The 24,479-nt window shown below is 71.7% G+C and carries 21 protein-coding genes and 2 pseudogenes; 9 read left to right on the top strand and 14 right to left on the bottom strand.

Going from position 1 to position 24,479, the window contains the following annotated elements; translation table 11 throughout:
* Positions 1–14: 14 nt before the first annotated feature.
* Positions 15–1,622 (bottom strand): AMP-binding protein, encoded by a 1,608-nt coding sequence (locus FHX80_RS25740; RefSeq protein WP_145766363.1) that lies wholly within the window; start codon positions 1,620–1,622, stop codon positions 15–17.
* Positions 1,619–3,295, bottom strand: a complete 1,677-nt coding sequence (locus tag FHX80_RS25735) for an AMP-binding protein (RefSeq protein WP_145766362.1) — start codon at positions 3,293–3,295, stop codon at positions 1,619–1,621. Before FHX80_RS25735 ends, FHX80_RS25740 begins: the two co-directional genes overlap by 4 nt.
* Before the next feature lie 150 nt (positions 3,296–3,445).
* Here FHX80_RS25735 and FHX80_RS25730 point away from each other — a divergent pair, with 150 nt between their 5' ends.
* Positions 3,446–4,288 carry a helix-turn-helix transcriptional regulator gene (locus FHX80_RS25730; RefSeq protein WP_208764727.1) on the top strand — a complete coding sequence of 281 codons (843 nt, stop codon included), beginning with the start codon at positions 3,446–3,448 and terminating at the stop codon, positions 4,286–4,288.
* Between the two features lie 313 nt (positions 4,289–4,601).
* Here FHX80_RS25730 and FHX80_RS25725 read toward each other — a convergent pair whose 3' ends face one another.
* Positions 4,602–5,756: a winged helix DNA-binding domain-containing protein gene (locus tag FHX80_RS25725; protein ID WP_145766361.1), complete on the bottom strand. Its 1,155-nt coding sequence runs from the start codon at positions 5,754–5,756 to the stop codon at positions 4,602–4,604.
* Between the two features lie 122 nt (positions 5,757–5,878).
* On the opposite strand from FHX80_RS25725, the gene FHX80_RS25720 reads away from it, so the two are divergent.
* Positions 5,879–6,760, top strand: a complete 882-nt coding sequence (locus FHX80_RS25720; RefSeq protein ID WP_145766360.1) for a DMT family transporter — start codon at positions 5,879–5,881, stop codon at positions 6,758–6,760.
* Positions 6,761–6,820: 60 nt separating this feature from the next.
* Here FHX80_RS25720 and FHX80_RS25715 read toward each other — a convergent pair whose 3' ends face one another.
* A complete protein-coding gene (locus tag FHX80_RS25715; protein ID WP_145766359.1) occupies positions 6,821–7,405 on the bottom strand; it encodes a TerD family protein in 585 nt (194 codons plus the stop codon).
* Positions 7,406–7,728: 323 nt separating this feature from the next.
* The gene (locus FHX80_RS25710) at positions 7,729–7,959 is read right to left on the bottom strand and encodes a DUF6296 family protein (RefSeq protein ID WP_145766358.1); all 231 of its coding nucleotides are present in this window, start codon (positions 7,957–7,959) and stop codon (positions 7,729–7,731) included.
* A gap of 284 nt (positions 7,960–8,243) precedes the next feature.
* Here FHX80_RS25710 and FHX80_RS25705 point away from each other — a divergent pair, with 284 nt between their 5' ends.
* The 3 genes from FHX80_RS25705 (at position 8,244) to FHX80_RS25695 (ending at position 12,118) form a co-directional block, all read left to right on the top strand.
* The gene (locus FHX80_RS25705) at positions 8,244–8,696 is read left to right on the top strand and encodes a DUF5709 domain-containing protein (RefSeq protein WP_145767499.1); all 453 of its coding nucleotides are present in this window, start codon (positions 8,244–8,246) and stop codon (positions 8,694–8,696) included.
* A gap of 258 nt (positions 8,697–8,954) precedes the next feature.
* Complete coding sequence (locus tag FHX80_RS25700) at positions 8,955–9,323, top strand: nuclear transport factor 2 family protein (protein ID WP_145766357.1); 369 nt, start codon at positions 8,955–8,957, stop codon at positions 9,321–9,323.
* A 374-nt stretch (positions 9,324–9,697) separates the two neighbouring features.
* Positions 9,698–12,118 (top strand): endonuclease/exonuclease/phosphatase family protein, encoded by a 2,421-nt coding sequence (locus FHX80_RS25695; protein WP_145766356.1) that lies wholly within the window; start codon positions 9,698–9,700, stop codon positions 12,116–12,118.
* 19 nt (positions 12,119–12,137) lie between these two features.
* Here the strand turns inward: FHX80_RS25695 and FHX80_RS25690 are convergent, their stop codons facing one another.
* The 3 genes from FHX80_RS25690 to FHX80_RS25680 are packed head-to-tail and all read right to left on the bottom strand — an operon-like array spanning position 12,138 to position 14,564.
* A complete protein-coding gene (locus tag FHX80_RS25690) occupies positions 12,138–13,058 on the bottom strand; it encodes an alpha/beta fold hydrolase (RefSeq protein WP_145766355.1) in 921 nt (306 codons plus the stop codon).
* Positions 13,059–13,086: 28 nt separating this feature from the next.
* Positions 13,087–14,334, bottom strand: a complete 1,248-nt coding sequence (locus FHX80_RS25685; protein WP_145766354.1) for a beta-ketoacyl-[acyl-carrier-protein] synthase family protein — start codon at positions 14,332–14,334, stop codon at positions 13,087–13,089.
* On the bottom strand, positions 14,331–14,564 hold the full coding sequence (locus FHX80_RS25680) for an acyl carrier protein (protein WP_145766353.1): 234 nt from the start codon (positions 14,562–14,564) through the stop codon (positions 14,331–14,333). Before FHX80_RS25680 ends, FHX80_RS25685 begins: the two co-directional genes overlap by 4 nt.
* A gap of 274 nt (positions 14,565–14,838) precedes the next feature.
* Between FHX80_RS25680 and FHX80_RS25675 the strand changes: the two genes are divergently transcribed.
* Both FHX80_RS25675 and FHX80_RS25670 read left to right on the top strand, forming a co-directional pair.
* Positions 14,839–15,570, top strand: coding sequence for a nitroreductase family protein (locus FHX80_RS25675; protein ID WP_145766352.1), 732 nt, complete (start codon positions 14,839–14,841; stop codon positions 15,568–15,570).
* Positions 15,571–15,805: 235 nt separating this feature from the next.
* The gene (locus FHX80_RS25670) at positions 15,806–17,359 is read left to right on the top strand and encodes a peptidoglycan-binding protein (RefSeq protein ID WP_145766351.1); all 1,554 of its coding nucleotides are present in this window, start codon (positions 15,806–15,808) and stop codon (positions 17,357–17,359) included.
* A 388-nt stretch (positions 17,360–17,747) separates the two neighbouring features.
* Here FHX80_RS25670 and FHX80_RS36840 read toward each other — a convergent pair whose 3' ends face one another.
* Both FHX80_RS36840 and FHX80_RS25660 read right to left on the bottom strand, forming a co-directional pair.
* Positions 17,748–17,957, bottom strand: coding sequence for a hypothetical protein (locus FHX80_RS36840; RefSeq protein WP_208764726.1), 210 nt, complete (start codon positions 17,955–17,957; stop codon positions 17,748–17,750).
* Between the two features lie 19 nt (positions 17,958–17,976).
* Positions 17,977–18,555, bottom strand: coding sequence for a dihydrofolate reductase family protein (locus FHX80_RS25660; protein WP_145767498.1), 579 nt, complete (start codon positions 18,553–18,555; stop codon positions 17,977–17,979).
* Positions 18,556–18,750: 195 nt separating this feature from the next.
* Between FHX80_RS25660 and FHX80_RS25655 the strand changes: the two genes are divergently transcribed.
* Both FHX80_RS25655 and FHX80_RS25650 read left to right on the top strand, forming a co-directional pair.
* Positions 18,751–19,830 (top strand): hypothetical protein, encoded by a 1,080-nt coding sequence (locus FHX80_RS25655; protein ID WP_145767497.1) that lies wholly within the window; start codon positions 18,751–18,753, stop codon positions 19,828–19,830.
* Between the two features lie 133 nt (positions 19,831–19,963).
* Positions 19,964–21,235 (top strand): MFS transporter, encoded by a 1,272-nt coding sequence (locus FHX80_RS25650; protein ID WP_145766350.1) that lies wholly within the window; start codon positions 19,964–19,966, stop codon positions 21,233–21,235.
* Here the strand turns inward: FHX80_RS25650 and FHX80_RS36440 are convergent.
* The 4 genes and pseudogenes from FHX80_RS36440 to FHX80_RS25630 form a co-directional block, all read right to left on the bottom strand.
* Positions 21,222–22,247, bottom strand: a complete 1,026-nt coding sequence (locus FHX80_RS36440) for an SDR family oxidoreductase (protein ID WP_145767496.1) — start codon at positions 22,245–22,247, stop codon at positions 21,222–21,224. The genes FHX80_RS25650 and FHX80_RS36440 overlap by 14 nt on opposite strands.
* 7 nt (positions 22,248–22,254) lie before the next feature.
* Positions 22,255–22,920: an urease accessory protein UreF gene (locus FHX80_RS25640; RefSeq protein ID WP_145766349.1), complete on the bottom strand. Its 666-nt coding sequence runs from the start codon at positions 22,918–22,920 to the stop codon at positions 22,255–22,257.
* Positions 22,920–23,965, bottom strand: a pseudogene (locus tag FHX80_RS25635) (amidohydrolase family protein). The gene FHX80_RS25640 and the pseudogene FHX80_RS25635 overlap by 1 nt, the downstream one beginning before the upstream one ends.
* 38 nt (positions 23,966–24,003) lie before the next feature.
* Positions 24,004–24,297 (bottom strand): annotated as a pseudogene (locus FHX80_RS25630) (urease subunit gamma); the annotation flags it as partial.
* Positions 24,298–24,479 lie beyond the last annotated feature (182 nt).

Genomic DNA, 24,479 nt, shown 5'->3' with positions numbered 1-24,479 from the left:
TCCCGGGGCCGGCCCTACCGGCCGTGGTTCTCACGCAGTTCGATCTTCCGGACCTTCCCGCTGACCGTCATCGGGAAGGTTTCGAGAATCTCCAGTAGGCGCGGCACCTTGTAGTGCGCCAGCCGTCCGCGGCAGAACTCCGCCACCTCCTCCAGGGTCGGCGGGTCCGCCGGGTCCCCGGGGATGACGCAGGCCAGGATCTCCTCGCCGTACCGCTCGTCCGGCACCCCCACGACCTGCACGTCCGCGATCTTGGGGTGGCCGTGGAGGAACTCCTCGATCTCGCGCGGATAAACGTTCTCACCACCGCGGATGATCATGTCCTTGATCCGGCCGACGATCTGCACGTAGCCGTCCTCCCGCATCACCGCGAGGTCCCCGGTGTGCATCCAGCGGCCCGCGTCGATCACTTCGGCACTCCGCTCGGGCAGCTCCCAGTAGCCGAGCATCACGCTGTAGCCGCGGGTGCAGAGTTCGCCGGAGGCGCCGCGCTCCAGCGTCACGCCCTTCGCCGGGTCGATGACCTTGATCTCGATATGCGGCATCGCACGGCCGACGGTGCCCGTGCGTCGCTCCAGATCGTCGTCGCGGCGGGTCTGGGTGGAGACCGGGGAGGTCTCCGTCATCCCGTAGCAGATGGACACCTCGTCCATGTGCATCTCGGCGACGACCCGCTTCATCACCTCGACCGGACAGGGTGATCCGGCCATGATGCCGGTGCGCAGCGAGGAGAGGTCGTACGAGGCGAAGCCGGGGAGGTTCAGCTCGGCGATGAACATGGTGGGAACGCCGTACAGCGAGGTGCAGCGCTCCTGCTGAACGGCGGCCAGCACGGCGGCGGGCTCGAAGGCCGGGGCCGGGATCACGATGCAGGCGCCGTGCGAGGTGATGCCGAGGTTGCCCATGACCATGCCGAAGCAGTGGTAGAAGGGGACCGGCAGGCAGACCCGGTCCTGTTCGGTGTAGGCGACCAACTCCCCAACGAAATAGCCGTTGTTGAGGATGTTGTGATGGGAGAGGGTGGCCCCCTTGGGGAAGCCGGTGGTACCGGAGGTGTACTGGATGTTGATCGGGTCGTCGCAGGACAACCCGGCCTCGCGTGCGGCGAGTTGTTCCGGGGTCACCGATCCGGCAGTCGCGAGCAGCTCGCCCCAGGTGGGGTCGCCGATGTAGTGCGCGGCGCGCAGCGCGGGGCAGTTGGCGCGGACCTCGTCGACCATCGCCCGGTAGTCGCCGGTGCGGTGCGAGAGCGAGGCGGCCAGCAGTGAGATGCCGGCCTGCTTCAGCACGTACTCCAACTCGTGGGCCCGGTAGGCGGGGTTGATGGTGACCATGACGGCGCCGATCCGGGCGGTGGCGTACTGGACGAGCACCCACTCGGGGCAGTTGACCGCCCAGATGCCGACCCGGTCCCCCTTGGCCACCCCCGACGCCATCAACGCGCGGGCCAGCTCCTCGACGGCCGCCCCGAACTCGGCGTACGTCCAGCGTCGCCCGGAGGGCACGTCGACCAGCGCCTCGCGCTCGCCGAACGCGTCGATCGCCCGGTCGAGATTGCGTCCGATGGTGTCGCCGAGCAGGGCCGTGGTTCCGGTGCCGTGCGCGTAGGACAGTGCCGTCACGTCAGGTCCCCCTCGTTGTACTCGGTGCCGGTGCCCCGGGCCGTGGCCTCGCGCAGTTCGATCCGGCGGATCTTGCCGGAGACGGTCTTGGGCAGCTCGGCGAACTCCAGCCGCCGGATCCGCTTGTACGGGGCGAGGACGGCGCGGGAGTGGGCGAAGAGCGCCTCGGCCGTGTCGGGTCCGGGCTCCCAGCCCTCTGCGAGCACGACGTACGCCTTGGGGACCGCGAGCCGTACCGGGTCGGGGGCCGGTACCACCGCGGCCTCGACGACGGCCTCGTGCTCCAGCAGGGCGCTCTCCAGCTCGAACGGTGAGATCTTGTAGTCGGAGGCCTTGAAGACGTCGTCCGCGCGGCCCACGTAGGTGATGTAGCCGTCCTCGTCGCGCGAGCCGATGTCCCCGGTGCGGTAGTAGCCGCCCGCCATGGCCTCGGCGGTGCGGTCCGGGTCGCCGTGGTAGCCGGTCATCAGGCCGACCGGGTGGGCCGACAGATCGAGGGAGATCTCGCCCTCGACGGCGCCGGGCTCCCCGCTGACCGGATCCAGCAGCACCACCTTGAAGCCGGGGCTCGGGCGCCCCATCGAGCCGGCCTTCAGCGTCTGGCCGGGGGTGTTGGCGACCTGGACGGCCGTCTCCGTCTGGCCGAAACCGTCCCGGATGGTGACGCCCCACGCGCGCCGTACCGTCTCGATGACCTCCGGGTTGAGCGGTTCGCCCGCCGCGACGACCTCGCGCGGCGGGGTCGTCAGCTGGGAGAGGTCGGCCTGGATGAGCATCCGCCAGACGGTGGGCGGCGCGCAGAAGCTGGTGACCGCGCAGCGGTCCATCTCGGCCATCAGCCGGGCCGCGTCGAAACGCGTGTAGTTGAAGATGAAGACGGTCGCCTCGGCATTCCACGGGGCGAAGAGATTGGACCAGGCGTGCTTGGCCCAGCCGGGCGAGGAGATGTTGAGGTGGACGTCTCCGGGCTTCAGTCCGATCCAGTACATCGTCGACAAGTGGCCGACGGGGTACGAGACATGGGTGTGCTCGACGAGTTTGGGGCTGGCGGTCGTGCCCGAGGTGAAGTAGAGCATCAGCGGTTCGTCGGCGTCGGTCTCCCGGTCCGCGGTGAAGGTCTCCGGCTGCTCGTCGGCCCCGCTGTAGGAGAGCCAGCCCTCGGTGTCGGCGCCGACACAGATCCGGGTGTAGCGGCCGGGCACCTCGTCGAACTTGGCGGTGTCGGCGTCCCTGACCAGCACATGACGGACCCGGCCGCGCTCGACCCGGTCGCGCAGGTCGGCCGGGCCCAGCAGCGGAGTCGCGGGGATGACGACGGCCCGCAGCTTCATCGCGGCGAGGGCGGTCTCCCACAGTTCCACCTGGTTGCCGAGCATGACCAGGATCCGGTCGCCCTCCCTTACGCCCTGGGCGCGCAGCCAGTTCGCGGCCTGGTTGGAGCGGACGGACATCCTGGCGAAGGACATCTCGGTGCGCCCGCCGTCCTCCTCCACGATGTGCAGGGCGGTGCGGTCGTTGTTCCGGGCGATGACGTCGAACCAGTCCAGGGCCCAGTTGAAGTGGTCGCTCCGGGGCCAGCTGAAGCCCTCGTAGGCCGCGCTGTAGTCCTCGCGGTGCTTCAGCAGAAAGTCCCGGGCGGCCCGGAACGTCTCCGTCGCACTGGTTGCCGACATGTGCCCTCCTCATTGCGGACCGGTCTCTCACCCGCCCCGATTGCCGGTCGGTCTGAACATGATGTAAACAGTGACCCAGGTCTCACCACCCCCGAACGGGGGTGCTGCGCAGTCAGCCGAACCCCTGGGGCCGGGCAGAGAGGCGTCATCGTGCCGGAATCCGTCGATACGGTGGAGATGCAGGCCGCGCTGCTGCGGCTGCGCCGGACGAGCGGGCTGCCCGTGGCGTTCGGCGGACTGCTCTCCGACACCCGCCACGCCAGGATCGCCGAGCTGAACGGGGCCCACACCGCGGCGCTGCGCGGGCTGGTGATCTCGGCCGGCAGTGGTCTGGGCGGCAAGGCGATCGCACTGTCCCGGCCGTGCGCGGTGACCGACTACCACTCCTCGCGCCACATCAGCCACGAGTACGACACGGCCGTGGCCGCGGAGGGCCTGCGCTCGGTCGTCGCGGTACCCGTCGTCGTACGGCGCCAGGTGCGGGGCGTGCTGTACGGGGCGCTGCGCGAGCCCCTCACGCTGGGGGACCGCACGTTCGACGCCGCGGTGGCGGCGGCCCGCGATGTGGAGCAGGCGCTGGCCGTCCGGGACGAGGTGCAGCAGTTGCTCGCCCTGACCCGGGAGGAGGTGACCGACCCGCGGGCCGCCCCGGATGCCTGGGAGGACGTCAGGGAGGCGCACCGGGAACTGCGCGCCCTGGTGCCGAAGGTCCTCGACCCGGCGTTGCGCGACGAACTGCTCGCGGTGTGCGGGCGGCTCGCGTCGGCGGCCGGTGCCCGGGTGCCGAGGTCCGGGGAGGTGCAGCTGGCCCCGCGCGAGATCGATGTCCTCGCCTGTGTCGCGGCGGGCGCGACGAACGCGGTGGCGGCGGACCGGCTCGGGCTGCGCCCGGAGACGGTGAAGGGCTATCTGCGCTCCGCGATGCGGAAGCTCGGTGCGCACACCCGGCTGGAGGCGGTCGTCGCGGCCCGGCGGGCGGGGCTGCTGCCGTAGTCCGGGACGGGCGGACGGACGAGGCGCCGGGGCGTACGGCCGGGCGCTGCGGCCCGTGCGTGCGGGCCGGGCTTCGCGTTCCGTGCGTACGGGCCGCGTTCAGCGTTCCACGTGCACCGGCCAGGGTTCGGCGTCCCCTGCGTACCGGCCGGGTTCAGCGTTCCACGTGCACCGGCCAGGGTTCGGCGTCCCCTGCGTACCGGCCGGGTTCAGCGTTCCACGTGCACCGGCCAGGGTTCGGTGTCCCCTGCGTACCGGCCGGGTTCGGCGTTCCGCGCGTACCGGCCGGGTTCGGCGTTCCGTGGCGCCTCGTTCACCTGTCGAAGTCGATGAACGAGGCGAACCTGATGTCGTATCCGCTGCCGTCCGTGGTCGCCCGCGTCATCGCGGAGAGCAGCGCCACGGCCTCTTCCGTGACGGCGTCGCGCCCGGCCGCGCCGAGCGGTCGCAGTTCCTGCACGGTGACGGTCGTCGGTGCGCCGCGCCGTCCGGCGTCCAGCCGCCAGACCGCCGCGAGGAAGCCGTCGACCAGCACGCTTCCGTACGTCTGGTTCCCCACCCCGTTGCGCCCCTTGAACTGCGGCGGGATGACGCGGGTGCGGTCCGCGTGGCCGAGCAGCACATTGTCGAACTCGGGCAGGAAGCGCGGCGGGGCGGGGGTGTCCTCGTCGGGGCGCGGGGCGTCGGGCAGGTCGAAGAGCTCGACGCCGTTCTCGTCCCGGAACGTGACGAGTCGCGGACGAAGCCGGTCGAAGACCTCCCCCAGGCGGGTCAGGCCGGCCCATGACTGCATGTCCCGCACCGACGCCGGCCCGAAGGCGCCGAGGTAGCGCAGCACGGTGGCGTCGGGCGCGGGCACCGGCTCGGATGGCCTGGCGAGCCAGCGTTCGGCGGTGGTCAGCGCGACGCCGCCGCTCCTTCCCCACACCCCGCGCGGGGTCACCTGGACCAGCGGCAGCACACAGCGGGCCGCCGTGCTCAGGGCCTGCGGGTCCGCGTCGGGCCACTCGTCGAGCAGCCTTTCGCGGATCTCCTTCGAGGTGCGGGGGGTCTCCTCGACGTACGCCCTGCTGATGTCCCGGAGCCGGTCCAGGTCCACGCCCACGAGCCGTTTCCGGAAGATCCTGAGCTCCCGGTCGCGGGCCTCCTGAACGAGGGGGCGCAGGGTGAGGGCGTCGTCGGCGGTGTGGGTGTGGATGGTGGAGCGCAGGGTGACGATGCGGACGGCCTCGCGCGACTCCATCAACCCGGCGAGCTCGGCCGGGCCGAAGCCCTCCAGCCGGGCCAGGAGCTGGAAGTACGGCGGCTTGGTGTTCTGCGCCTGGAGGCCGACGAGGTGCCCGATCGCTTCCTTGGCCGACATCGTGGCGCGGCGGAGCAGCAGTTGGCGTTCCAGGGTCGCGCGCCCCAGTGCCCGCGGCGAGAGCACCGCGGGGGCGGTGGCGGAGGTCTTCTTCTTCACGGCCATGGGCGGCACGCTACGCGGTCATCAGGTCGGATTCTGTCCTGATCGCGCGGCCCTCGGCCCGCCGCCATGCCGCCGAGTGCCGGGACCCGGGTCCCCGCGCCGTCCGCCCGCATCATGGACCGGTGATCAGTGTCTTCTTCGCCATCCTGACCGCGCTCAGCAACGGAACCGCGTCCGTCCTCCAGCGCCGCGCCGCCATCAACGTCCCCGACAGGGAGGCGATGCGGGTGTCCCTGATCGGCCATCTGCTGCGCCAGAAGGTGTGGCTCGCGGGGATCGCCATGGTGATCGTCGCGGCCGTCTGCCAGGCCGTGGCGCTGGCCACCGGGCCGATCGCGGTGGTCCAGCCGATCTTCGTGATCGAACTGCCGGCGACACTGCTGCTGGCGGGGTTCGTGATGCGGGTGCGGCTGCCCCGGCCCGTCTGGTACGGCGCTGCCGCCGTGACGGCCGGTCTGGCCCTCGGGATGGCCTCGGCCGCTCCGGGCGGCGGCAGCGCCACGGTGCACGGGGCGGCGTGGGTTCCGGCGCTGATCCTGACCGGCCTCTTCGAGGCGGCCCTGATCGCCGGGGCACGAGCCACCCGCGGCAATCTCCGGGCCGCGCTGCTCGGCCTGGCCGCGGCCTGCGGATACGCGCTCACCGCCGCCCTGATGAAGGACGCCATGGCCCGGCTCAGCGACGGCGGCGGGGTGGTGGCGCTCCTCGAGTCCTGGCAGCTCTACGGCACCGCCGCGGCGGGCGTCGGCTCCCTGTTCCTGCTCCAGAACGCCCTCCAGGCAGGCACGCTGGTCGCGGTCCAGCCGTGCCTGACCCTGGGCGACGCCCTGATCAGCGTCCTGTACGGGGTGACCCTGTTCGGCGAGCAACTGCGCACCGGCTGGTGGCTGCTCCCCGAACTGCTGGCCCTGGGCCTGATCACCGCGGGCTGCATCGAGCTGGCGCGGTCACCGCTGGCCACCGGAAACGCGACGTCCCCGGCCCGCAAGCGCCGGGTGGACTGAGCCACCGCGCGTACCGGCCGGGGCGCCTCGCTCCAGGAACACGCCCCGGCTGCCCGTCGGCTACTTGCTCACGGCGAAACGCATCAGGGCCTGCTCGTCGCCCTGCTTGATCTTCCCGGTCTCGTTGATCACCTCAAGCTTCCAGCTCCCGCCGACACGGAACGCCTTGGCCACGGCGCAGCCGTTGTCGTTGCTGAGCAGGCTCGGCCAGATGTCGGCGACCTGCTGGGTGGTGCCGCCCGTCGCATCGTACACCTTGAAGCTGATGTTGCGCGCGTCCTGGAAGGAGCTGCGCTTCTTGTACGCCGCGGCGATGAAGACGATGGACGTGATGTTGGACGGCACCCGGGCGAAGTCGACGGTCACGGTCTCGTCGTCGCCGTCACCACGCCCGGTCTGGTTGTCGCCGCTGTGCGCCAGCGAGCCGTTGCCCAGCGGGTCCAGCGAGTCCAGCCCGGCCAGCCGCACCGGCTCCGCGCCCTGCACCGCGATGGCGATGAGGTCGAGGTCGGTGCCCTTCTTCTGGCGGAGCTTGCCCATCAGCCCGCCACTGCTGCCGACTGTGGGATCCCAGGACACCCCGATGGACAGATGGGTCACCCCGTCCAGATCCGCGGGGCCGTCTTCCTTCTTCAACGTGATCATGCGTGATCCTCTTCGTGGCGAGATTCCTACAGGTCGAGTGTGCCTGGTGTCTTCCCCATGCAGCCCACCAGGGGCAAAATTTCGACCAAGTGTTTGACGCCTCGGGTCGGATTGTCCTGCGTCCGCAGGATGCCATCGGACATGAGCACGTGATACGGGTCCGCGAAGTCGACGGCTCCTCACGCATTCCCGCTCGATAGAGGAAGCGGCCGCGGTCCGGGCCGGGGAGGATCCGCCCGGTGTGCCGGCCCGCTGCCGATACCCGGGTTCCGCACGAACGCATCGGCCCCGGCGAGCAGTTCGACGAGGAGTTCGGCCCGTTCTCAACCGGTCGGCACCCGCACCACCAGCGGCGTCCCGAGGAGCTGGTGCCCGCCGCTGGCGAGCATGCGCACCTCTCCGCGATCGCTGATCTCCGCCCGGACGATCCCCGTCTCGTCCTCGTAGACCGGGTACCCACCGGCCCCGGCCTGTGCGGTCCGCCGGACGATCACCGTGTCGTCCTCGACCGCGGACGACTGAAACACCAGCTGATAGCTCTCCGGATATTCCATGACGGCCTCTCCGTGGCTGCGTCCGAGGACGGCCTGCCCACGTGGTTCTCCGTGCCGGCCCCAACCCGCGGGTGCGCGCCCTCCGCGCTCCGGCCCACACCCTCCATCCTCCCGCACTCCGGCCGTCCCCGCCCGCCCACGGCCGCACGGCTGCGGGTCCGGCACCGGGCCCCCTATCCTGAAGAGGTACGGGAAGTCCGAAGGGAATTGGGCCGCTGTGCCCCTCTCTGCCGCGTCGTACGGTGGGCATGACCGGGATCCCCGACATCGGGAAGGGACTCATCATGAAGGATGCCGCCCTGGGCGACGAGGTCTACCAGCCCCAGCAGCCGGAGGCCTCCGACCCGGCCGATCTGCTCGACGTGGAAGACACTCTGGACAGCCGCGGGCCGGCCGACGTCCTCGACGAGGGGTACTCCCCGCCCGAGCGCCCGTGGGCGGTCGAGGACCTGGGCACCACCGCGTCCGAGCAGCACAGCGGCGAGGCCCTGGAGGGCCGGCTGGCCCGGGAACTGCCCGAGATCACCGACACGCCGGGTGACGGCGTGGGCGACATGCCGGACGGGGACGGCGAGCCCTGGGACGACGAGGTCGGGACCGTACGCGCCGGGCGCCTCACCAGGGAACTGGACCGGAACGACCCGGACACCATGGCGGGCGAGGACGTCGGGGTCGACGGCGCCGCGGCATCGGCCGAGGAGGCCGCCATGTACGTCGTCCTGGACGGCCAGGTATGACGACCTCATCCATGACAGCCGCCCCGTGGAGATCGCGCACGGTCCGCACACCATCGACCGGCCCCATGCCGAGGCGCTCAACACCGCGCTGACGTGCCTCCTGGACGAACCCCGGCGCCGGCCGGACCGAAGCTGACCGAAGCCGACCGCCCGCGCTTACCCCGGAGGTAATCGACCCGTTCCCCTCCGTCGGACATCGTGTTCCTCATGAGCACAACGCGCCCGGCCCATCGGCCGGGACCGATGAGAGGACCCACGATGACCTCGTACGACGACGCCGTCCAGCGCTACTTCGCCGCCTGGAACGCCGCCACCCCCGAGGAGCTGGAGAAGGCTGTCGCCGCGGCGTTCACCGACGATGCCGGATACATCGACCCGCTCATCGATGTGCGGGGACACGACGGGCTGGCGGCCGCGATCAGCGGTGCCCAGCAGCAGTTCCCCGGCTTCGCCTTCCGTCCGGCCGGGGCCGTCGACGGGCACCACGGCCTCGTCCGCTTCAGCTGGGAGCTGGTCTCCGCGGCGGACGGCTCGGCGCCCGTCGCCGGCTCGGACGTGATCACCCTCGCCGACGACGGGCGGATCAGCTCGGTCAGCGGGTTCCTGGACCGGGTACCGGCCGCCTGACTCCCGGGCCGCCGTGGTGAGGCCGGCCCGCCCCGGATCGGCGGGCCGGCCTCGACGACGGCTCCCGCGTCGAGCAACGGGACCTCAGGGTCGACGAGTTCGGCACGGGCCCGCGTCGGCAAGGCGCTTCCGCGCCGAGCCGCTGCTGAGGGGCGTGCCTCGCTCCGGAAGAGGGTGCCGCGCAGGGATAGGGCCGGCGCGATGCCCCTGGGCACGGACCCGGTCGCGGTGGATGCCGTGGGCGCAGCCGCGGTCGGCGGCCGGTGTGCGCCGGATAGCGGAGCGTTTTCTGGAATTAACCTCTGGTGCCTTGTCATCACCGGTTCTACGCGCATAGCTTGTGCCCCCTAATCACACTCTGAGGGGCAGTTTCCGTGCGCATATCCAGATCTCGTTCCGTACTGCTGGCCGGTGCGGTCGCCGTGACCCTCTCGGCGACCGCGCTGCCCGCCGCACTCGCGGCACCGTCCTCGTCCGCCGTGATCTCCGAGGTCTACGGGGGCGGCGGGAACTCGGGGGCGACACTCACCCGCGACTTCGTCGAGCTGGCCAACGCCGGCTCCGCCGCGTACGACCTGTCCGGGTTCAGCGTCCAGTACCTGCCCGGCGCGCCGTCCGCCGGTTCGCAGTGGCAGGTGTCCCCGCTCACCGGTGCCGTCGCGCCCGGTGGCCACTACCTGGTCGCCCAGGCCGCGGGCACCGGCGGCACCGTCGCCCTGCCCACCCCGGATGCCACCGGCACCGTCGCGATGGCCGCCGCGAGCGGCACCGTCGCGCTGGTCTCCGGCACCACGCCGCTGACCTGCAAGACGGCGGCCGACTGCGCCGCCGACACCCGTGTCGTCGACCTCGTGGGCTACGGCTCCGCGGTCGTCCGCGAAGGCAGCGGCCCGGCGACGGGCGCCTCCGCCACCGCCTCCGTGGCGCGCGCGGCCTCGCTCGCGGACACCGACGACAACGCCGCCGACCTGTCCGCCGGCGCTCCCACTCCGGTGAACGCGGCCGGTGAGACGTCCGGCGGCGGCGAGGGCCCTGGTGACCCGGGCAACCCCACCGAGCCCGGCACCGTGCGCGTGCACGACATCCAGGGCACCACCCGGGTGTCCCCGCTGGACGGCCAGGCGGTGACCGGGGTCCCCGGCATCGTCACAGCGGTCCGCACCACGGGTTCGCGCGGCTTCTGGATCCAGGACCCCTCGCCCGACGCGGACCCCCGTACCTCCGAGGGCGTCCTCGTCTACACCGGCTCCGCCACCCCGACGGTGTCGGTGGGCGACTCGGTTCTGGTCAGCGGCACGGTGGACGAGTACTACCCGTCGAGCACCACGCAGTCCATCACCGAGATCACCGCCCCCAGGACCACGGTCCTCTCGTCGGGCAACGCGCTGCCGGCGCCGGTGGTGCTCAACGCGGCCTCGGTGCCCGGCACCTACGCCCCCTCAGCGGGCGGCGGCTCGATCGACGCGCTGCCCCTCGAGCCGGAGAAGTACGCGCTCGACCGCTACGAGTCGCTCGAAGGCACCCGGGTCGAGACCGTCGACACCAGGGTCACGGGCGCCACAAGCTCGCACGGCGAGGTCTGGGTGACCGTCGCGCCGAAGCAGAACCCGACCCGGAGCGGCGGCACGCTGTACTCCTCGTACAACGACCAGAACAGCGGCCGGATCAAGGTGATGTCGCTCGACAGCACCCGGCCCGTCCCGGTGGCGAACGTGGGCGACGTGCTGTCCCACGCCACCACCGGTGTGCTGGACTACGACTCCTTCGGCGGCTACAGCCTCCAGGCCACCCAGCTCGGCACACTGACCGACCGGCACCTGAAGCGTGAGGTCACCAGGAAGCAGAAGCGCGACGAACTCGCCGTCTCCACGTACAACGTGGAGAACCTCGACGCGCTCGACGAGCAGGGCAAGTTCGACACCCTCGCCAAGGGCGTCGCGGTCAACCTGGCCTCCCCCGACATCGTGTCGCTGGAGGAGATCCAGGACGACAACGGTGCGGTCAACGACGGCACGGTCGGCGCCGAGGCGACCCTGAAGCGGTTCACCGACGCGATCGTCGCGGCGGGCGGCCCGCGGTACTCCTGGCGCTATGTCGCCCCGCAGGACGGCAAGGACGGCGGCGAACCCGGCGGCAACATCCGTAACGTCTTCCTCTTCAACCCCGCCCGGGTCTCCTTCGTGGACCGCGCGGGCGGCGACGCGACCACCGCGGTGAAGGCCGTACCGACGAAGAAGGGCGTCACCCTGTCGGCCTCGCCCGCCCGGATCAGCCCGCTGAACGACGCCTGGAACGACAGCCGCAAGCCCCTGGTCGGCGAGTTCACCTTCCGCGGGGAGCCGGTGTTCGTCATCGGCAACCACTTCACCTCCAAGGGCGGCGACCAGCCCCTGCACGGCCGTTACCAGGCGCCGACGCGCAGCTCGGAGACGAAGCGGGTACGGCAGGCGGCGGAGGTCAACACCTTCGTCAAGTCACTGCTGGCGGCGGACAAGCAGGCGCAGGTCATCACGCTCGGCGACCTGAACGACTTCGCGTTCTCGCCGACGATGTCCGCGCTGACCGCCGGGAAGGCGCTCAAGCCGCTGATCGACACGCTGCCGGCGAACGAGCGGTACAGCTATGTGTACGAGGGCAACTCGCAGACCCTCGACCACATCCTGACGAGCCCGGGTATCCGGCACTTCGACTACGACGTGGTGCACATCAACGCGGAGTTCGCCGACCAGGCGAGCGACCACGACCCGCAGATCGTACGGGTGAAGGCCGACGGCTCCGGCCACGGTCACCACTGATCCCGAGCGGGCGGGCGGCTCAGCCGCCCGCCCGCGGCAGTGCCGCTCCTCCCGTGCCCGCCCGCGGGCGCGGGAGCACGGCGAGGGGTCCCAGGGCGGGAGCCGTCTCCAGCGGGCGGTCGGTGAAGAAGCGGGCGACCAGGTCCGCCACGTCGTCGGGGCGTTCCAGGACGACCCAGTGGTCGGAGTCGCCGATGGTCAGGAACCGGCTGCCCTCGATCGTCGCCGCGAAGGCGCGTTGCCGTCCGGGCGAAGAAACCGTGTCGTGCTCGCCCGCGAAGACGAGCGCCGGCACCCCGCTCAGCCCGCCGGAGAAGTCCGGCCGGTGGCCCAGCGCCCGGCGCAGCGACTGCGCGGCGTGCGGGGAATGGGTGAGCGCGTGCAGGAACGACCTGCGGACATAGCGCCGGGCGAGCTCCCTTCGGTGCACGGTGCGGTCCGGGTCCAGGCACATCAGGGCGTCGGCGGTCAGGGTGGCGAGCCCCGCCATGTCGCCGGTCGCCAGCCGGTCGACCGCCCGGCCCCACTGGGTCCGCTGGGCGTCGCTGATGTGGACCGGTACGCCGCCGAGCGCCAGCCGGGCGATGCGCCCAGGGTTCTGCCGGGCGCAGCCGAACGCGATCGACGTGCCGTAGGAGAAGCCGAAGAGGTTGACCCGGGGTACGCCCAGGTCGTCGATGATGCCGGTGACGGCCGCGTGGAGGATGTCGTCACCGGTGCCGGGCGGCAGCGGATCGGCGCCGCCCATGCCGGGCAGGTCGGCGGTGACGACCTGTGCCCGCGGTCCCAGGTGCTCGTCCATCTGCGGCCAGCCGTACATCCCCTGGAGCGCGCCGCCCAGGACGATGACGGGTTCGGTGCGGGGCGAGGGCTGCGGCAGGGTCCGGTAGCTGTAGCGCAGCCCGTGCACCGACAGGTTCCGGATGATCTCGTCGGGCATGGTGACCGTCCTTACGTGCGCCGCACGGTCAGGCCCTGGTGAGGACGAGTGCGGCATTGTGCCCGCCGAAGCCGAGCGAGGTCTTGACGGCCGCGTCGAACGCTCCGGGCCGGGCCTCCTTGCTCACCACTTCGAGCGGGATCTCCGGGTCGGGGACGTCCAGGTTGACGGTGGGCGGCACGAGTTGGTGCTGGAGGGCCAGCACGGTGAGCGCGGTCTCGATGCCGCCCGCGGCGCCGAGGGTGTGTCCGGTCATGGCCTTCGTCGACGTGACGAGGGGGTGCTCGCCGAGCACCCGGCGCAGCATCGTCGCCTCGATCAGGTCGTTCGACACGGTCGAGGTGCCGTGGGCGTTGACGTGCCCGATGTCCTTGGCGCCGACTCCGGCGTCCGCGAGGGCGGCACGCAGGGCCCGTTCGATGCCGAGGCCCTCGGGGTCCGGTGCGACGGCGGAATACGCGTCGCTGGACGCGCCGTATCCGGCGAGGTGCGCGCGGACGGTGGCGCCGCGGGCGCGGGCGTGTTCCGGACGTTCCAGTACGAGGAGTCCGGCGCCCTCGCCGACGACGAAGCCGTCGCGGTGCGCGTCGAAGGGGCGGCAGGCCGTCTCGGGGTCGTCCCGGCGGGTGGAGACGGCCTTCAACTGGCAGGCGCTGGCGATCAGCAGCCGGGAGCAGACCGATTCGGCGCCGCCCGCGACGGCGATGTCGCAGGCCCCGGTGCGCAGCATCTGGTGTGCCGTGCCGATGGCGACGGTGCCGGACGAGCAGGCGGTGGAGACGGCCTGGCTGGGGCCGTGCGCGCCGAGGTCCGTGGCGACGCTGCTGGCGGCGCCGTTGACGACGGTGAGCGGGGCGAGTTTGGGTGAGACCCGTCGGGCGCCGCGCTGGGTGAGGGTGGTGTGCTGTTCGTCGTAGAAGGGCAGTCCGCCGTGGGCCGAGCCGATGACGACGGCGACGCGGGAGCTGTCCCAGACCGCTGGGTCGAGCCCGGCGTCCGCGACGGCTTCGCGGGCGGCGATGACGGCGAGTTGCGAGAAGCGGTCCATGAGCCGCTGGGACGCCATCCCGAGGACCGCCCTCGTGTCGAGGCCCGTGATGGTGTACATGAAGTCGCAGGGCAGGTCGTGGAGTTCGGGCCTGTGCGGCACGGAGGGCGCGGTGGCGGCCTCGGTCACCCCGTGCCAGGTGGCAGCGGCGCCCACCCCCGCGGCGGTGACGAGGCCGATGCCGGTGACGGCGGCGGCGAACGGCTCGGGGCGGTACCGGGCGGTCATGCCGCGGCCTTGCGGTGCACGGCGTCGACCAGTTGACCGACGGTGTCGCGCGAGGTCAGCTGGACGTCCTCCAGGTCGATGCCCATCCGGTCCTCGATGAGGAGCCGCAGTTCCTCCAGGGCCAGGGAGTCCAGCCTGAGCTGACGGAGCGACGCTTCGGGACGGATCGCCACGGGATCGGTTCCGAAGTTCGCCACCAGCAAGGTGCTGATCTCGTCTGCCGTGCTCATGGGCACTCCTCCGCTGTCGTACGCGGTGACGCCTTGCCGCGTGAGAGGTCACTGCCGTCGGGGGACGCCGGCCGGTCCGGGGGGACCCTTTATACGCCCTGTCGGCGGCGGCTCCGGTCCGCGTTCCCCCGTGCGGTGGGGGGTTGGGCAGGTGTACGAATCCGCCGGTGCGCGGCCCCGGACGGATCGCCGGGGGCGGAGCGGGGCCGCGCGCCGTCAGAAGACGGTCAACAGGACTCCTCCTTATGGAGTTCCGCCCGTAAACTCCGCGATCATGAACACCGAATCCACACAGGCCACCGAGGTCTCCGCCGACGCCCGTGCCCTGTTCTCCACCATGTCCACGATGCGCGCCATGCGCCGCCTCAAGCCGGAACCCGTGCCGGACGAGACGCTGGAGCAGCTCATACAGGCCGCCGTCTGGGGTCCCAGCGGCGGCAACATGCAGTGTTACGAGTACGTCGTGGTGACCGACCGTGAAGTAATGGCGGGTCTGGCACCGCTGTGGAAGCGGTGCGTGGACGCCTATCTGGCGACGACCGGCAAGTACGCGCCGGAGGGCATGGACGACGCGGCGTACGGCCGGATGGTCGCCGCGATCGAGTACCAGCGCGACCACTTCGCGGACACGCCCGCGCTGATCGTGCCGTGCTACCGGTTCCCGGAGCCCCGGATCGAGGAGGAGGGCCTGATCGCGTACGCGCAGGAGCTCGGCCCGGCGGGCGTCGAGCACATGACGAACACTCAGACCCGCTTCCAGGCGCTCGCCGAGGGCTCCTGCGTCTATCCGGGGGTGCAGAACCTGCTGCTCGCCGCCCGCGCCCTGGGTCTCGCGGCGAACGTCACCATCTGGCACCTGATGCTGGAGCAGGAGTGGAAGCAGGCCCTCGGCATCCCCGAGGACATGCGCACCTTCGCCGCCGTTCCGGTCGGGTGGCCGCGGGGCAACTTCGGCCCGGTCCGGCGCCGCCCGGTGGCGGACGTCATCCACCGCGACCGCTGGTAGGGCGGCCGGCCCAGATCCGGGCGATCCCCCGGATCCGGGCCGCCACCGAGCGTCCTCGGGCGAACGCGTCCATGGACGTACGCCAACTCCATCGGAGTGAAGACGCGTTCGACACGCAGCGCGATGATTGTCATGCTCCAGACAGGTGGATACCCTGAGCGGGCTTCGCGGCCCCTCGGCCCATCCCACTCGGGCCCGGGGGCCGTTCTTCTCCCCCCACAGAGCAGGAGCAGGTATGCCCAGCCGCCCCGCAGCCCACACCAAGGCCCGCGCATCCGTGCTGGCGGCCCTCACCGCCACCGTCCTGACCCTCACCGGCACCCCGGCCCTCGCCGCCTCGGACTCCGGCAGTCCGATGAACCAGGCCTTCGAGCGGGCGGCCGACCGGTACGACGTACCGCGTGATCTGCTCGCCGCCGTCGGATACGGCGAGACCCGCCTCGACGGCCACTCCGGGCTCCCCAGCCAGGCGAACGGCTACGGCGTGATGCACCTCGTCAGCAACCCCACGAACCGGACGCTGGAGCAGGCCGCCGCCCTCACCGGCAAACCCCTGGCCGACCTCCGCGACGACACCGGGGCCAACATCCTGGGCGGCGCGGCGGTGCTGCGCGGATACGCGGACAAGCTCGGCCTCGACGCCCACGACCGCGAGGACATCGACGCCTGGTACCAGGCCGTCGCCCGCTACAGCGGCACCCGGGGTCCGGCCGCCGCCCTCTACGCCGACACGGTCTACACCTTCCTGGCGGACGGCCTCGACGCCGTCGCCCCGGACGGCGAGCGGATCTCGGTCACGGGCCGCCCGGTCTCCCCGCAGAAGGGCCCGCTCGCCGCCGCGGAGCCGAGCACCCGGAGCGCCGACTACCCGTCCGCGCTCTGGGTCCCCGCCCATGCGGACAACTTCGCGGCGGGCCGCTCCGCAGCGATCGACAAGGTGATCATCCATGTGACGCAGGGCTCGTACGCGGGCTCGATCAGCTGGTTCCAGAACCCGACCGCCCAGGTGAGCGCGCACTACGTGGTGCGCTCGTCCGACGGCCAGATCACCCAGATGGTGCGCGACAGCGACACCGCGTACCACGCGCGCAGCGCCAACTCCTCGGCGCTCGGGATCGAACACGAGGGATTCGTCGACGACCCGTCCTGGTTCACGGACTCGATGTACCGGTCGTCCGCGGCCCTGACCGCGTACCTGTGCGACCGGCACGGGATCCCGAAGGACCGGGCGCACATCATCGGCCACAGCGAGGCACCGGGCAACGACCACACCGACCCCGGCGTGAACTGGGACTGGACGCGCTACATGCAGCTGGTGGGCGGCGACACCGGGGGCGGCAACAGCGCCGACGGGCTGAGCTTCACCGCGTACGCCACCCAGCGGAGCGGCTCGACGGGCGCCCAGGTCAAGGCGGTCCAGCAGCTGCTCAACGAGCAGGGCCAGGCGGCGGGCGCCGCCGACGGCAGCTTCGGCCCGGCCACACAGGCCGCGGTGACGGCCTACCAGGAAGCACACGGGCTGACCGCCGACGGCATCGTGGGAGCCAGAACCTGGACGGCGCTCCTGTCGGCCGGCACGAGGACGACGCTCCAGGAAGGCGCTACGGGCGACGGCGTGAAGCGGCTCCAGCGCGCGCTGACCGCGACGCTCGGCTCGACCGTGGGCATCGACGGCAGCTTCGGCCCGGCGACGACGACAGCGGTGCGCGGCTATCAGACGAGCCGGGGCCTGACGGCCGACGGCATCGTGGGCCCGGAGACCTGGGCAGCGCTGCAGGCGGGCCGCTGACGGACACGGTCACGGGCGGGGCGGTGCGCCCCGCCCGTGACGTGCGAGAACACCCGGGACGTCACGTTTGGGTAACCCGCCGGAAACCCTTGACGTTTCTCCCGCATCGTTCCTAACCTCCTCGTGTAGTCGTACTTCACGTGCTGCGGCGCTTTCCGCAGTGTTTTGACAGGCACAGACATAGACCACCTGTCGGTGGTTTCGTCATGCCTGTTTTTTTGTGCTCCCCGTGCCGCCGATGGGTCTTCCTCGAAGGCGGATTCATGACACAACGTCCGAGCGTCAAAGGCGTCGCCGACGTCGTTGCGCTCATCGATGGGCTGGGAAAGATCACCGGCCGGGCGCAAGTCATCTGGTTTCTCGTGTTCGGCGGACTGTTCCTCGACGCCTACTCGAACGCGGCGCTGAGCGCCGGTCTGGGACCGATGACGTCCCAGATGGAGCTGACCACCACGCAGGTCTCGATCCTCACGCTCGCCCTGTTCTTCTTCAACATGGACGTGGGTGCGGACATCTGGCGCTGGTCGGTGGGGTCGGCCGCGGTCGTGGCCGTCGCCCTGCTGGCAGGCCAGTGGCCGATGCCCTGGGAGCGGATCACGGCCGTACCCCCGGAACGGTCAGCGCGCCGGGGGCTCTTCCGCTCGCTCGTACCGCAGTTCCACGACTCCGTTGCCGAAGGCCATCGTGCCCGCGAGCCGCAGGTCGGTCATGGTGTCCGTCGACGGGAACATGGGTTTTCCCCGGCCGATGAGGACCGGGTGGACGTAGATCCAGTACTCGTCGATCAGATCGAGCGCCGCGAAGGACGCGGCCAGCCCTGCGCCGCCGAGCGCCAGGTCGCCGCCGGGCTGCGCCTTCAGCGCCATGACCTCTTCCGCGACGACGTCATGGACGACGGTGGTGTTCCAGTCCGCCCGCTGCAGCGTCCGGGAGTAGACGTACTTCGGCATGTCCCGCCAGATGACGGCGAAGTCGGCCGTCGGCCCGGCGTTGGCCGGGTCCTGGTCGGCGGTGGGCCAGAATTCCGCCATCAACTCGTGGACGACCCGCCCGTGGAGGAAGCCGCCCATCGCGGCGAGCCGCTCGTTCAAGGCGTGGTGCAGCTCGTCGTCGACGTGATGCCAGTCGATGTCCTTGTCCGGGCTCTCGATATAGCCGTCGAGGGACATCGACATGAAATAGATGATCTTGCGCATCGCGAACCTCACCGGGGTAATCAGGGACGGGGCGGCGGAACGAATCCGACCTTACCCGGCGGCGGTCCACGGGGCGGGAAGGGACGGCGGCCGCTTGACGGCCCGCGGGCGCCCCGCGTAGATCTTCGGGGAAGGGGTGGATCACGAAGGGCCGCGCGGTCCGCCCGGCCGTCGGCCGGTCCGCAGGAGTCCGTGGTGAGAGTCGGAGCGGCACGCGCCGCCGCGGTCCGCTGGGTGGCCGAGCACGCCCGGCCTGCCCCCGGCTACCGCGGGGCGTACTTCAGCGGGTCGACCGTGGGACGGCCGGACGACGCCGAGCTGGCGCCCTCGTCCGATGTCGATGTCGTGGTCGTCACGGCGCAGGACGAACCGCCCGCCAAGCCCGGCAAACTCCGTTACGAGGAAGCCCTGTTGGAGATCTCCTACGTACCGTGGGCCGAACTGCGCGACCCGGCGGCGGTGCTCTCCTCGTACCATCTGGCGGGCAGCTTCCGCGAGGACACGGTCATCGACGATCCCACCGGACGGCTGCGCGCCCTGTACGCGGACGTCTCACCGCACTTCGCCGAGCGGAGCTGGGTGCGCCGACGGTGTCTGGACGCCCGGCACCGCGTCGAGAGCCGCCTCGCCGCGTTCGACGCCTCCGCACCCTTCCACGAGCAGGTGACGGCGTGGATGTTCCCCACCGGGGTCACCACGCACGTCCTGCTGGTCGCCGCACTGCGCAACCCCACCGTCCGGCTGCGCTATCCGGCCGCGCGCGACGTCCTGACCGCGTACCGGCGGCCGGAGCTCTATCCGGAGCTGCTGGGCCTCCTCGGCTGCGCGGACGTCTCCGAGCGGCGGGTGCGGCGCCATGTGGGCGAGCTGGCCCGGACGTTCGACGCCACGGTCCCCGTAGCGCGCACGCCGTTCTTCTTCAGCAGCGACCTCACCGCGCAGGCCCGTCCGATCGCCGTCGACGGCAGCCTGGAGCTCCTGGACCGGGGCGAGCACCGCGAGGCGGTCTTCTGGGTCGTCGCGACACTCGCCCGCTGCCACACGGTGCTGGCCGTGGACGATCCCGCGCTGCACGCCGCACGGCTGCCCGCGTTCGAGGCGGCGGTCGCCGAGCTCACCGGGATCACCGGCACCGCGGACGTCCTGGCCCGCCGCGAGGAGGTCACCCGGTTCCTGCCCCGGCTGTGGACGGCCGCCGAAGACATCATGGCGGCCGATCCGGACGTCACCGGGAAGTCCGGAGACGCTCTGCCGCCGCACCGCCCGCTCTGCTAATTTTCCCGCATGCCCCTTCCTCGTGCGTAGGACCCCGCACTGACCGCACCCGTTCTCCCCGGGTGCGGCACTCCGGTGTCCCCGCATACCCGCGGCGCCGTGTCCCCGCGCCGCCCTGACGAGGAATGTCATCGTGCCCACGTCTTCTTCCGCTCCCTCGCGCGCGCCTTCGTACGCCACCGTCCTGCGTACCCCCCATGCCGCGCGCACCTTCGGTGCCGCGCTGCTGGGGCGGCTCTCGTACGGGATGGTGCCGCTCGCGCTGCTGCTGGCGATCAGGGACGCCACCGGTTCGTACTCCGTCGCCGGCGCCGCCATGGCCCTGTTCGGGGCCGCCAGTGTCTTCCTCTCGCCCGCCCGTGCCGCGCTGATCGACCGGTACGGGCCACGCCGGGTCCTGCCACCGATGGCCGGGCTGTACGCGGCGGTGCTCGGCGCACTCGCCCTGGTCACCTGGCGGCCGGGCGCCCCGCCCCTCGCCCTGGGGGCGCTCGCCGTGGCGGCCGGTGTCTGCACTCCGCCGCTGGGTCCGGTCATGCGGACGCTGTGGAGCGGCCTCGTCCCGGACCGGGAGCTGTTGCGGCGCGCGTACAGCCTGGACGGTGTCGCCGAGGAACTGCTGTACGTCACCGGCCCGTTGCTGGTGGGCCTGATCGTGCGCGCCGGGCGACCGGCGGCCGGAGTGCTGGCCGGTGCCGTGCTGGTGTTCGTGGGGGCGCTGGCGCTGGTGTCGTCACCGGCGGTGCCCCGTAGGCACACGAGCCCCGAACCGGCCCCGTCCGACGCCCCCGCCGCGCCCCGGCTGCGGCTGCACGCCATCCCCGCGCTGCGTCATGCGGTGCTGGTGACGGCAGCCGTGGGGCTCTGCCTCGGGGCGCTCGATCTGCTGGTCGTGGCGTTCACCGAGCAGCTGCACCGGGCGGCCGCGGTGTCCTGGGTGCTGGCCGCCCTCTCGGCCGGGAGCGCCGTCGGCGGTCTCGCGTACGGGGCGGTCCGATGGAGGACGACGAACCGGGTGCGGCTGGTGGTGGCGGCCGCGGGGATGGGTGCGGCGCTGATGGTCGCCGGCCTCTCGCCCCGTCTGTACGTACTGGTCGCCGTCGTCGCGGTCGCCGGGCTGTTCGTCGCCCCGGTCCTCACGACCGCGTATCTGATCGCGGACGAGTCCGTGGACGCCGCCCGGCGCACCCAGGCGGGCGCCTGGGTCAACACCGCGTTCAACGCCGGGTCCTCGGGCGGCACCGCGGCGGTCGGACTGCTCGTCGGGCGGCTGCCGCTCGCGCTGTGCTTCGCCCTGGCGGCGGCGCCCGCGCTGCTGTGCGCGGCGGCATCGGTGCGTCCCCGCTCCCGGCTCGCGGGAGCGGGGGCGGAGGCGGAGGCGGGGGGCCGGGTCAGCGGAGCTTGATCGCGCCGCCGTCTGCCATCAGGGTCTGACCGGTGATGTAACGGGCGTCGTCGCTCGCCAGGAACGCGATGACGGGGGCGACGTCCGTGCGCGGGTCACCGAAGCGGCCGAGCGGGACCTTGGCGGCGGAGAGGGCGTACTGCTCGGGGTTGGCCTCGGCCCAGGCGGCGACGCCCGCGGTCCTCGCCATCGGCGCGACGACGTTGACCCGGATCTGGTCGGCGGCCCACTCGTTGGCGACGACCCGGCTCAGTCCGCGGATGGCCTCCTTGGCCGCGGCGTACGACGCCTGGTTCGGCTGGCCGTCGGTGCCCGCGCCCGAGGCGAAGTTGATCACCGCGCCCTGGCTCCTGCGGAGCTCGGGGTACGCGGCGAGCATGAAGTTGCGGGTGGCGAAGAGGCCGGTGTCCAGGGCGAGCTTCCAGTCGTCCTCGGTCTGCTCGGTGAAGGGCCGCACCCGTGAGGCGCTGGCGTTGTTCACCAGGGCGTCCAGGGCGCCGAAGCGCTCGACGGCCGTGTCCACCGCTAGGTCTCCGACCGCGCGGTCGGAGACGTCGCCCCGGATGAACACCACCGCGTCTCCGAGATCTGCCACGAGGGCGTCCCCTGCCTCCTGCTGGAGGTCGACGACCACGACCCGCGCGCCCCGCTCGACGAAGACCCGGATGAGCACCAGGTCCAGCGGGCCGTAGGCCTCCTCCAGGTCCTCGACGGCGTCGAGGTTGGCGCTGACGTCGTCGCGGATCGCGGTGTGCGGGCAGGCGCCGGTCTCGACCGCGCGGATGCGTTCGGTGGGCAGGACGCCCGCCGAGCGGAGGAAGCGGGCGTCCTCGTCGGTGTAGATGTCGTTGGTGACCACTGCCATGGAGAGCTCGCCGGCGAGTTCGCGGCACAGGGTAGCCAGGATCGAGCTCTTTCCGGTTCCGACGGGTCCCGCGACGCCCAGGCGAAAGGCCCGGGGCTGGTTCAGCGGCTGGTGGAAGTGGGGGTTGGGCTGCTGCGCGGGGGTGATGTCGTTCTCAGGCAAGGAACAGTCTCCGTTCGCGTCGTGCGTGTTCGAGCGCCCACTGTTCGGTGAGCGCGGCGGTACGGGCCGGCAGCCCGTCCGGGGTCCGTACGGCGAGGGCGGAGGCCACCGCCGATGCCGCGTCGGGTTCGGCGGCGAGGATCCAGGCGACCGAGTCGAGCGGGTCGCCGGGCAGGAGTTTGAGTGCGGCGGAGGCGACGGTCTGAAGCTCGTCGTAGACGACGGCGTGCGCCAACTCCTCCTCGGAGACCTTCAGTACGGCTCCGAGGGCGCCAAGCGTGACCGGCCGCAGGGGCCGGGGGCGCAGGACGGCCAGTGCGGTGACCGCCGGGTGGTCCGGGGCCAGCCGCCGGACCAGCCGGTGCACGCCCCGGTCGAGGGTCGCGGACGTCTCGCGCTGGGGTGCGGCCGGAATCCGGGCCGCGAGGGCGTGTTGCACGGGCCCGTAGTCGACCGGGTCCCGCCCCGCGGCCCGCAGGGCGAGAACGGCGGCCGCCGCCTCGGTGATGGCGGTGGTGTGCAGCCGGGCCCGCAGCAGTGCGGGGATCCGGTCGCGGGTGAGGCCGGCGACGATGGCCGGTTCGAGCCCGGCGCTGTAGGTGTACGCGCCGACCGGGAGCCGTCCGTCGCCGAGCAGCAGGGGTGCCAGTGCGACCATCAGAACATGGAGTACCGCTGGGCCAGCGGCAGTTCGGTGGCGGGTGACGGCTCGACGAGCTCCCCGTCGATACGGATGGCGAAGGTTTCCGGGTCCACCTCGATGTCCGGGAGCGCGGTGTTGTTCGGCAGGTCCGCCTTGGTGAGGTGGCGGGTGGGGCGTACGGCGACGAGTTCGCGTTCGAGGCCGAGCCGTTCGGCGAGGCCGTCGGCCAGGGCGGCCGGGGCCACGAAGCTGACCGAGAGGTGCGGGGCGGCCCCTGCGGCGGCGGGGCGCAGCAGGACGGGCTGGGTGGTGGGGATCGCGGCGTTGGCGTCGCCGAGGGGTGCGTGGACCACCATGCCGCCCTTGATCACGGCGGCGGGGCGGATGCCGAAGAACGCGGGCTCCCAGAGCACCAGGTCGGCGAGCTTGCCGGGTTCGGCGGAGCCGATGACGTGGGCGACGTCCGGGCAGATCGTGTACTTGGCGACGTAGCGGCGGGCCCGTTCGTTGTCGGCGGGCAGCTCGCTGACGCGGTCGCCGAAGCGCTGCTTCATCACATGGGCGACCTGCCAGGTGCGGCAGATGACCTCGCCGATGCGGCCCATCGCCTGGGCGTCGGATGAGGTGATGGAGAGGGCTCCGATGTCGTGCAGGATGTCCTCGGCCGCGATGGTGGAGGCGCGGATGCGGGACTCGGCGAAGGCGAGGTCTGGGTGTCGACGGCTCCGGCGGTCAGGATGCGTCCCTCGCCGGAGACGACCTCGGTGCCGGGGCCGATCACGAGGTCGGGGTGGACGCCGTCGCCGATGTCGGGGTTGCCGGAGCGGCCGAGGGCGACGATCCGGCCGGCCCGGATGCCGATGTCGGTCTTGACGACGCCCCAGTGGTCCAGGACCACGACATTGGTGATGACGAGGTCGAGGGCGCCGTCGGCGCGTGACGTGGTGGCCTGGCCCATCGATTCGCGGATGGACTTGCCGCCGCCGAAGACCGCCTCGTCGCCGCCGATGCAGCGGTCCTCCTCGACCTCGATCCAGAGGTCGGTGTCGGCGAGCCGGATGCGGTCGCCGGTGGTGGGGCCGTAGAACGCCGCGTAGGCGGCGCGGGGGTCGTGACGAGCTTGCGCCCGTCGGGGAAGGTCGCTTCGACCCGGACGTCGTGCAGCATCTCCGGAACACCTTCGAGCACGTCAGCGCGGGTGAGTACGGATCGCCCCGCGGTCATGAGGTCGGCCACCCGGGCCCCTTCCCGGGCTCGTTCCATCGCCCATCAGGCGAGCAGCGCGACGGACTCGGGGTAGTTGAGGCGTACGCCCCGCTCCAGCCGGTCGCGGCCAACCATTCCGGCAACACTCAGCAGCAATTTCTCCGTGTCGGACGGAGTGAGAAACATGGGATACCTCCATGGCGGCAGTTCTCGGAATTCCCGGAATCGCCTCGACCACCTTCCTCTTATAAGCCTCCGGGTACGGCCGTGGCAATTCGCACCACACCGCACAATGTCCCTTTCTTGCATCATGACCCACTACATACGGGCAAAGCAGACAAATTTTGGTCAAGCCGGGACCATGCGCG

The organism is Streptomyces brevispora, assembly GCF_007829885.1.
GTDB lineage: Bacteria > Actinomycetota > Actinomycetes > Streptomycetales > Streptomycetaceae > Streptomyces > Streptomyces brevispora.
Note: the sequence above shows the minus strand (reverse complement) of the source record. Positions and strands in the feature narration are given on the sequence as shown.

Excerpts from the sequence above, each read along its gene's own strand:
- FHX80_RS25735 (WP_145766362.1), bottom strand. The coding sequence starts at position 3,295 with ATGTCGGCAACCAGTGCGACGGAGACGTTCCGGGCCGCCCGGGACTTT.
- FHX80_RS25725 (WP_145766361.1), bottom strand. The coding sequence starts at position 5,756 with ATGGCCGTGAAGAAGAAGACCTCCGCCACCGCCCCCGCGGTGCTCTCG.
- FHX80_RS25715 (WP_145766359.1), bottom strand. The coding sequence starts at position 7,405 with ATGATCACGTTGAAGAAGGAAGACGGCCCCGCGGATCTGGACGGGGTG.
- FHX80_RS25710 (WP_145766358.1), bottom strand. The coding sequence starts at position 7,959 with ATGGAATATCCGGAGAGCTATCAGCTGGTGTTTCAGTCGTCCGCGGTC.
- FHX80_RS25705 (WP_145767499.1), top strand. The coding sequence starts at position 8,244 with ATGAAGGATGCCGCCCTGGGCGACGAGGTCTACCAGCCCCAGCAGCCG.
- FHX80_RS25700 (WP_145766357.1), top strand. The coding sequence starts at position 8,955 with ATGACCTCGTACGACGACGCCGTCCAGCGCTACTTCGCCGCCTGGAAC.
- FHX80_RS25690 (WP_145766355.1), bottom strand. The coding sequence starts at position 13,058 with ATGCCCGACGAGATCATCCGGAACCTGTCGGTGCACGGGCTGCGCTAC.
- FHX80_RS25685 (WP_145766354.1), bottom strand. The coding sequence starts at position 14,334 with ATGACCGCCCGGTACCGCCCCGAGCCGTTCGCCGCCGCCGTCACCGGC.
- FHX80_RS25680 (WP_145766353.1), bottom strand. The coding sequence starts at position 14,564 with ATGAGCACGGCAGACGAGATCAGCACCTTGCTGGTGGCGAACTTCGGA.
- FHX80_RS25675 (WP_145766352.1), top strand. The coding sequence starts at position 14,839 with ATGAACACCGAATCCACACAGGCCACCGAGGTCTCCGCCGACGCCCGT.
- FHX80_RS25670 (WP_145766351.1), top strand. The coding sequence starts at position 15,806 with ATGCCCAGCCGCCCCGCAGCCCACACCAAGGCCCGCGCATCCGTGCTG.
- FHX80_RS25660 (WP_145767498.1), bottom strand. The coding sequence starts at position 18,555 with ATGCGCAAGATCATCTATTTCATGTCGATGTCCCTCGACGGCTATATC.
- FHX80_RS25640 (WP_145766349.1), bottom strand. The coding sequence starts at position 22,920 with ATGGTCGCACTGGCACCCCTGCTGCTCGGCGACGGACGGCTCCCGGTC.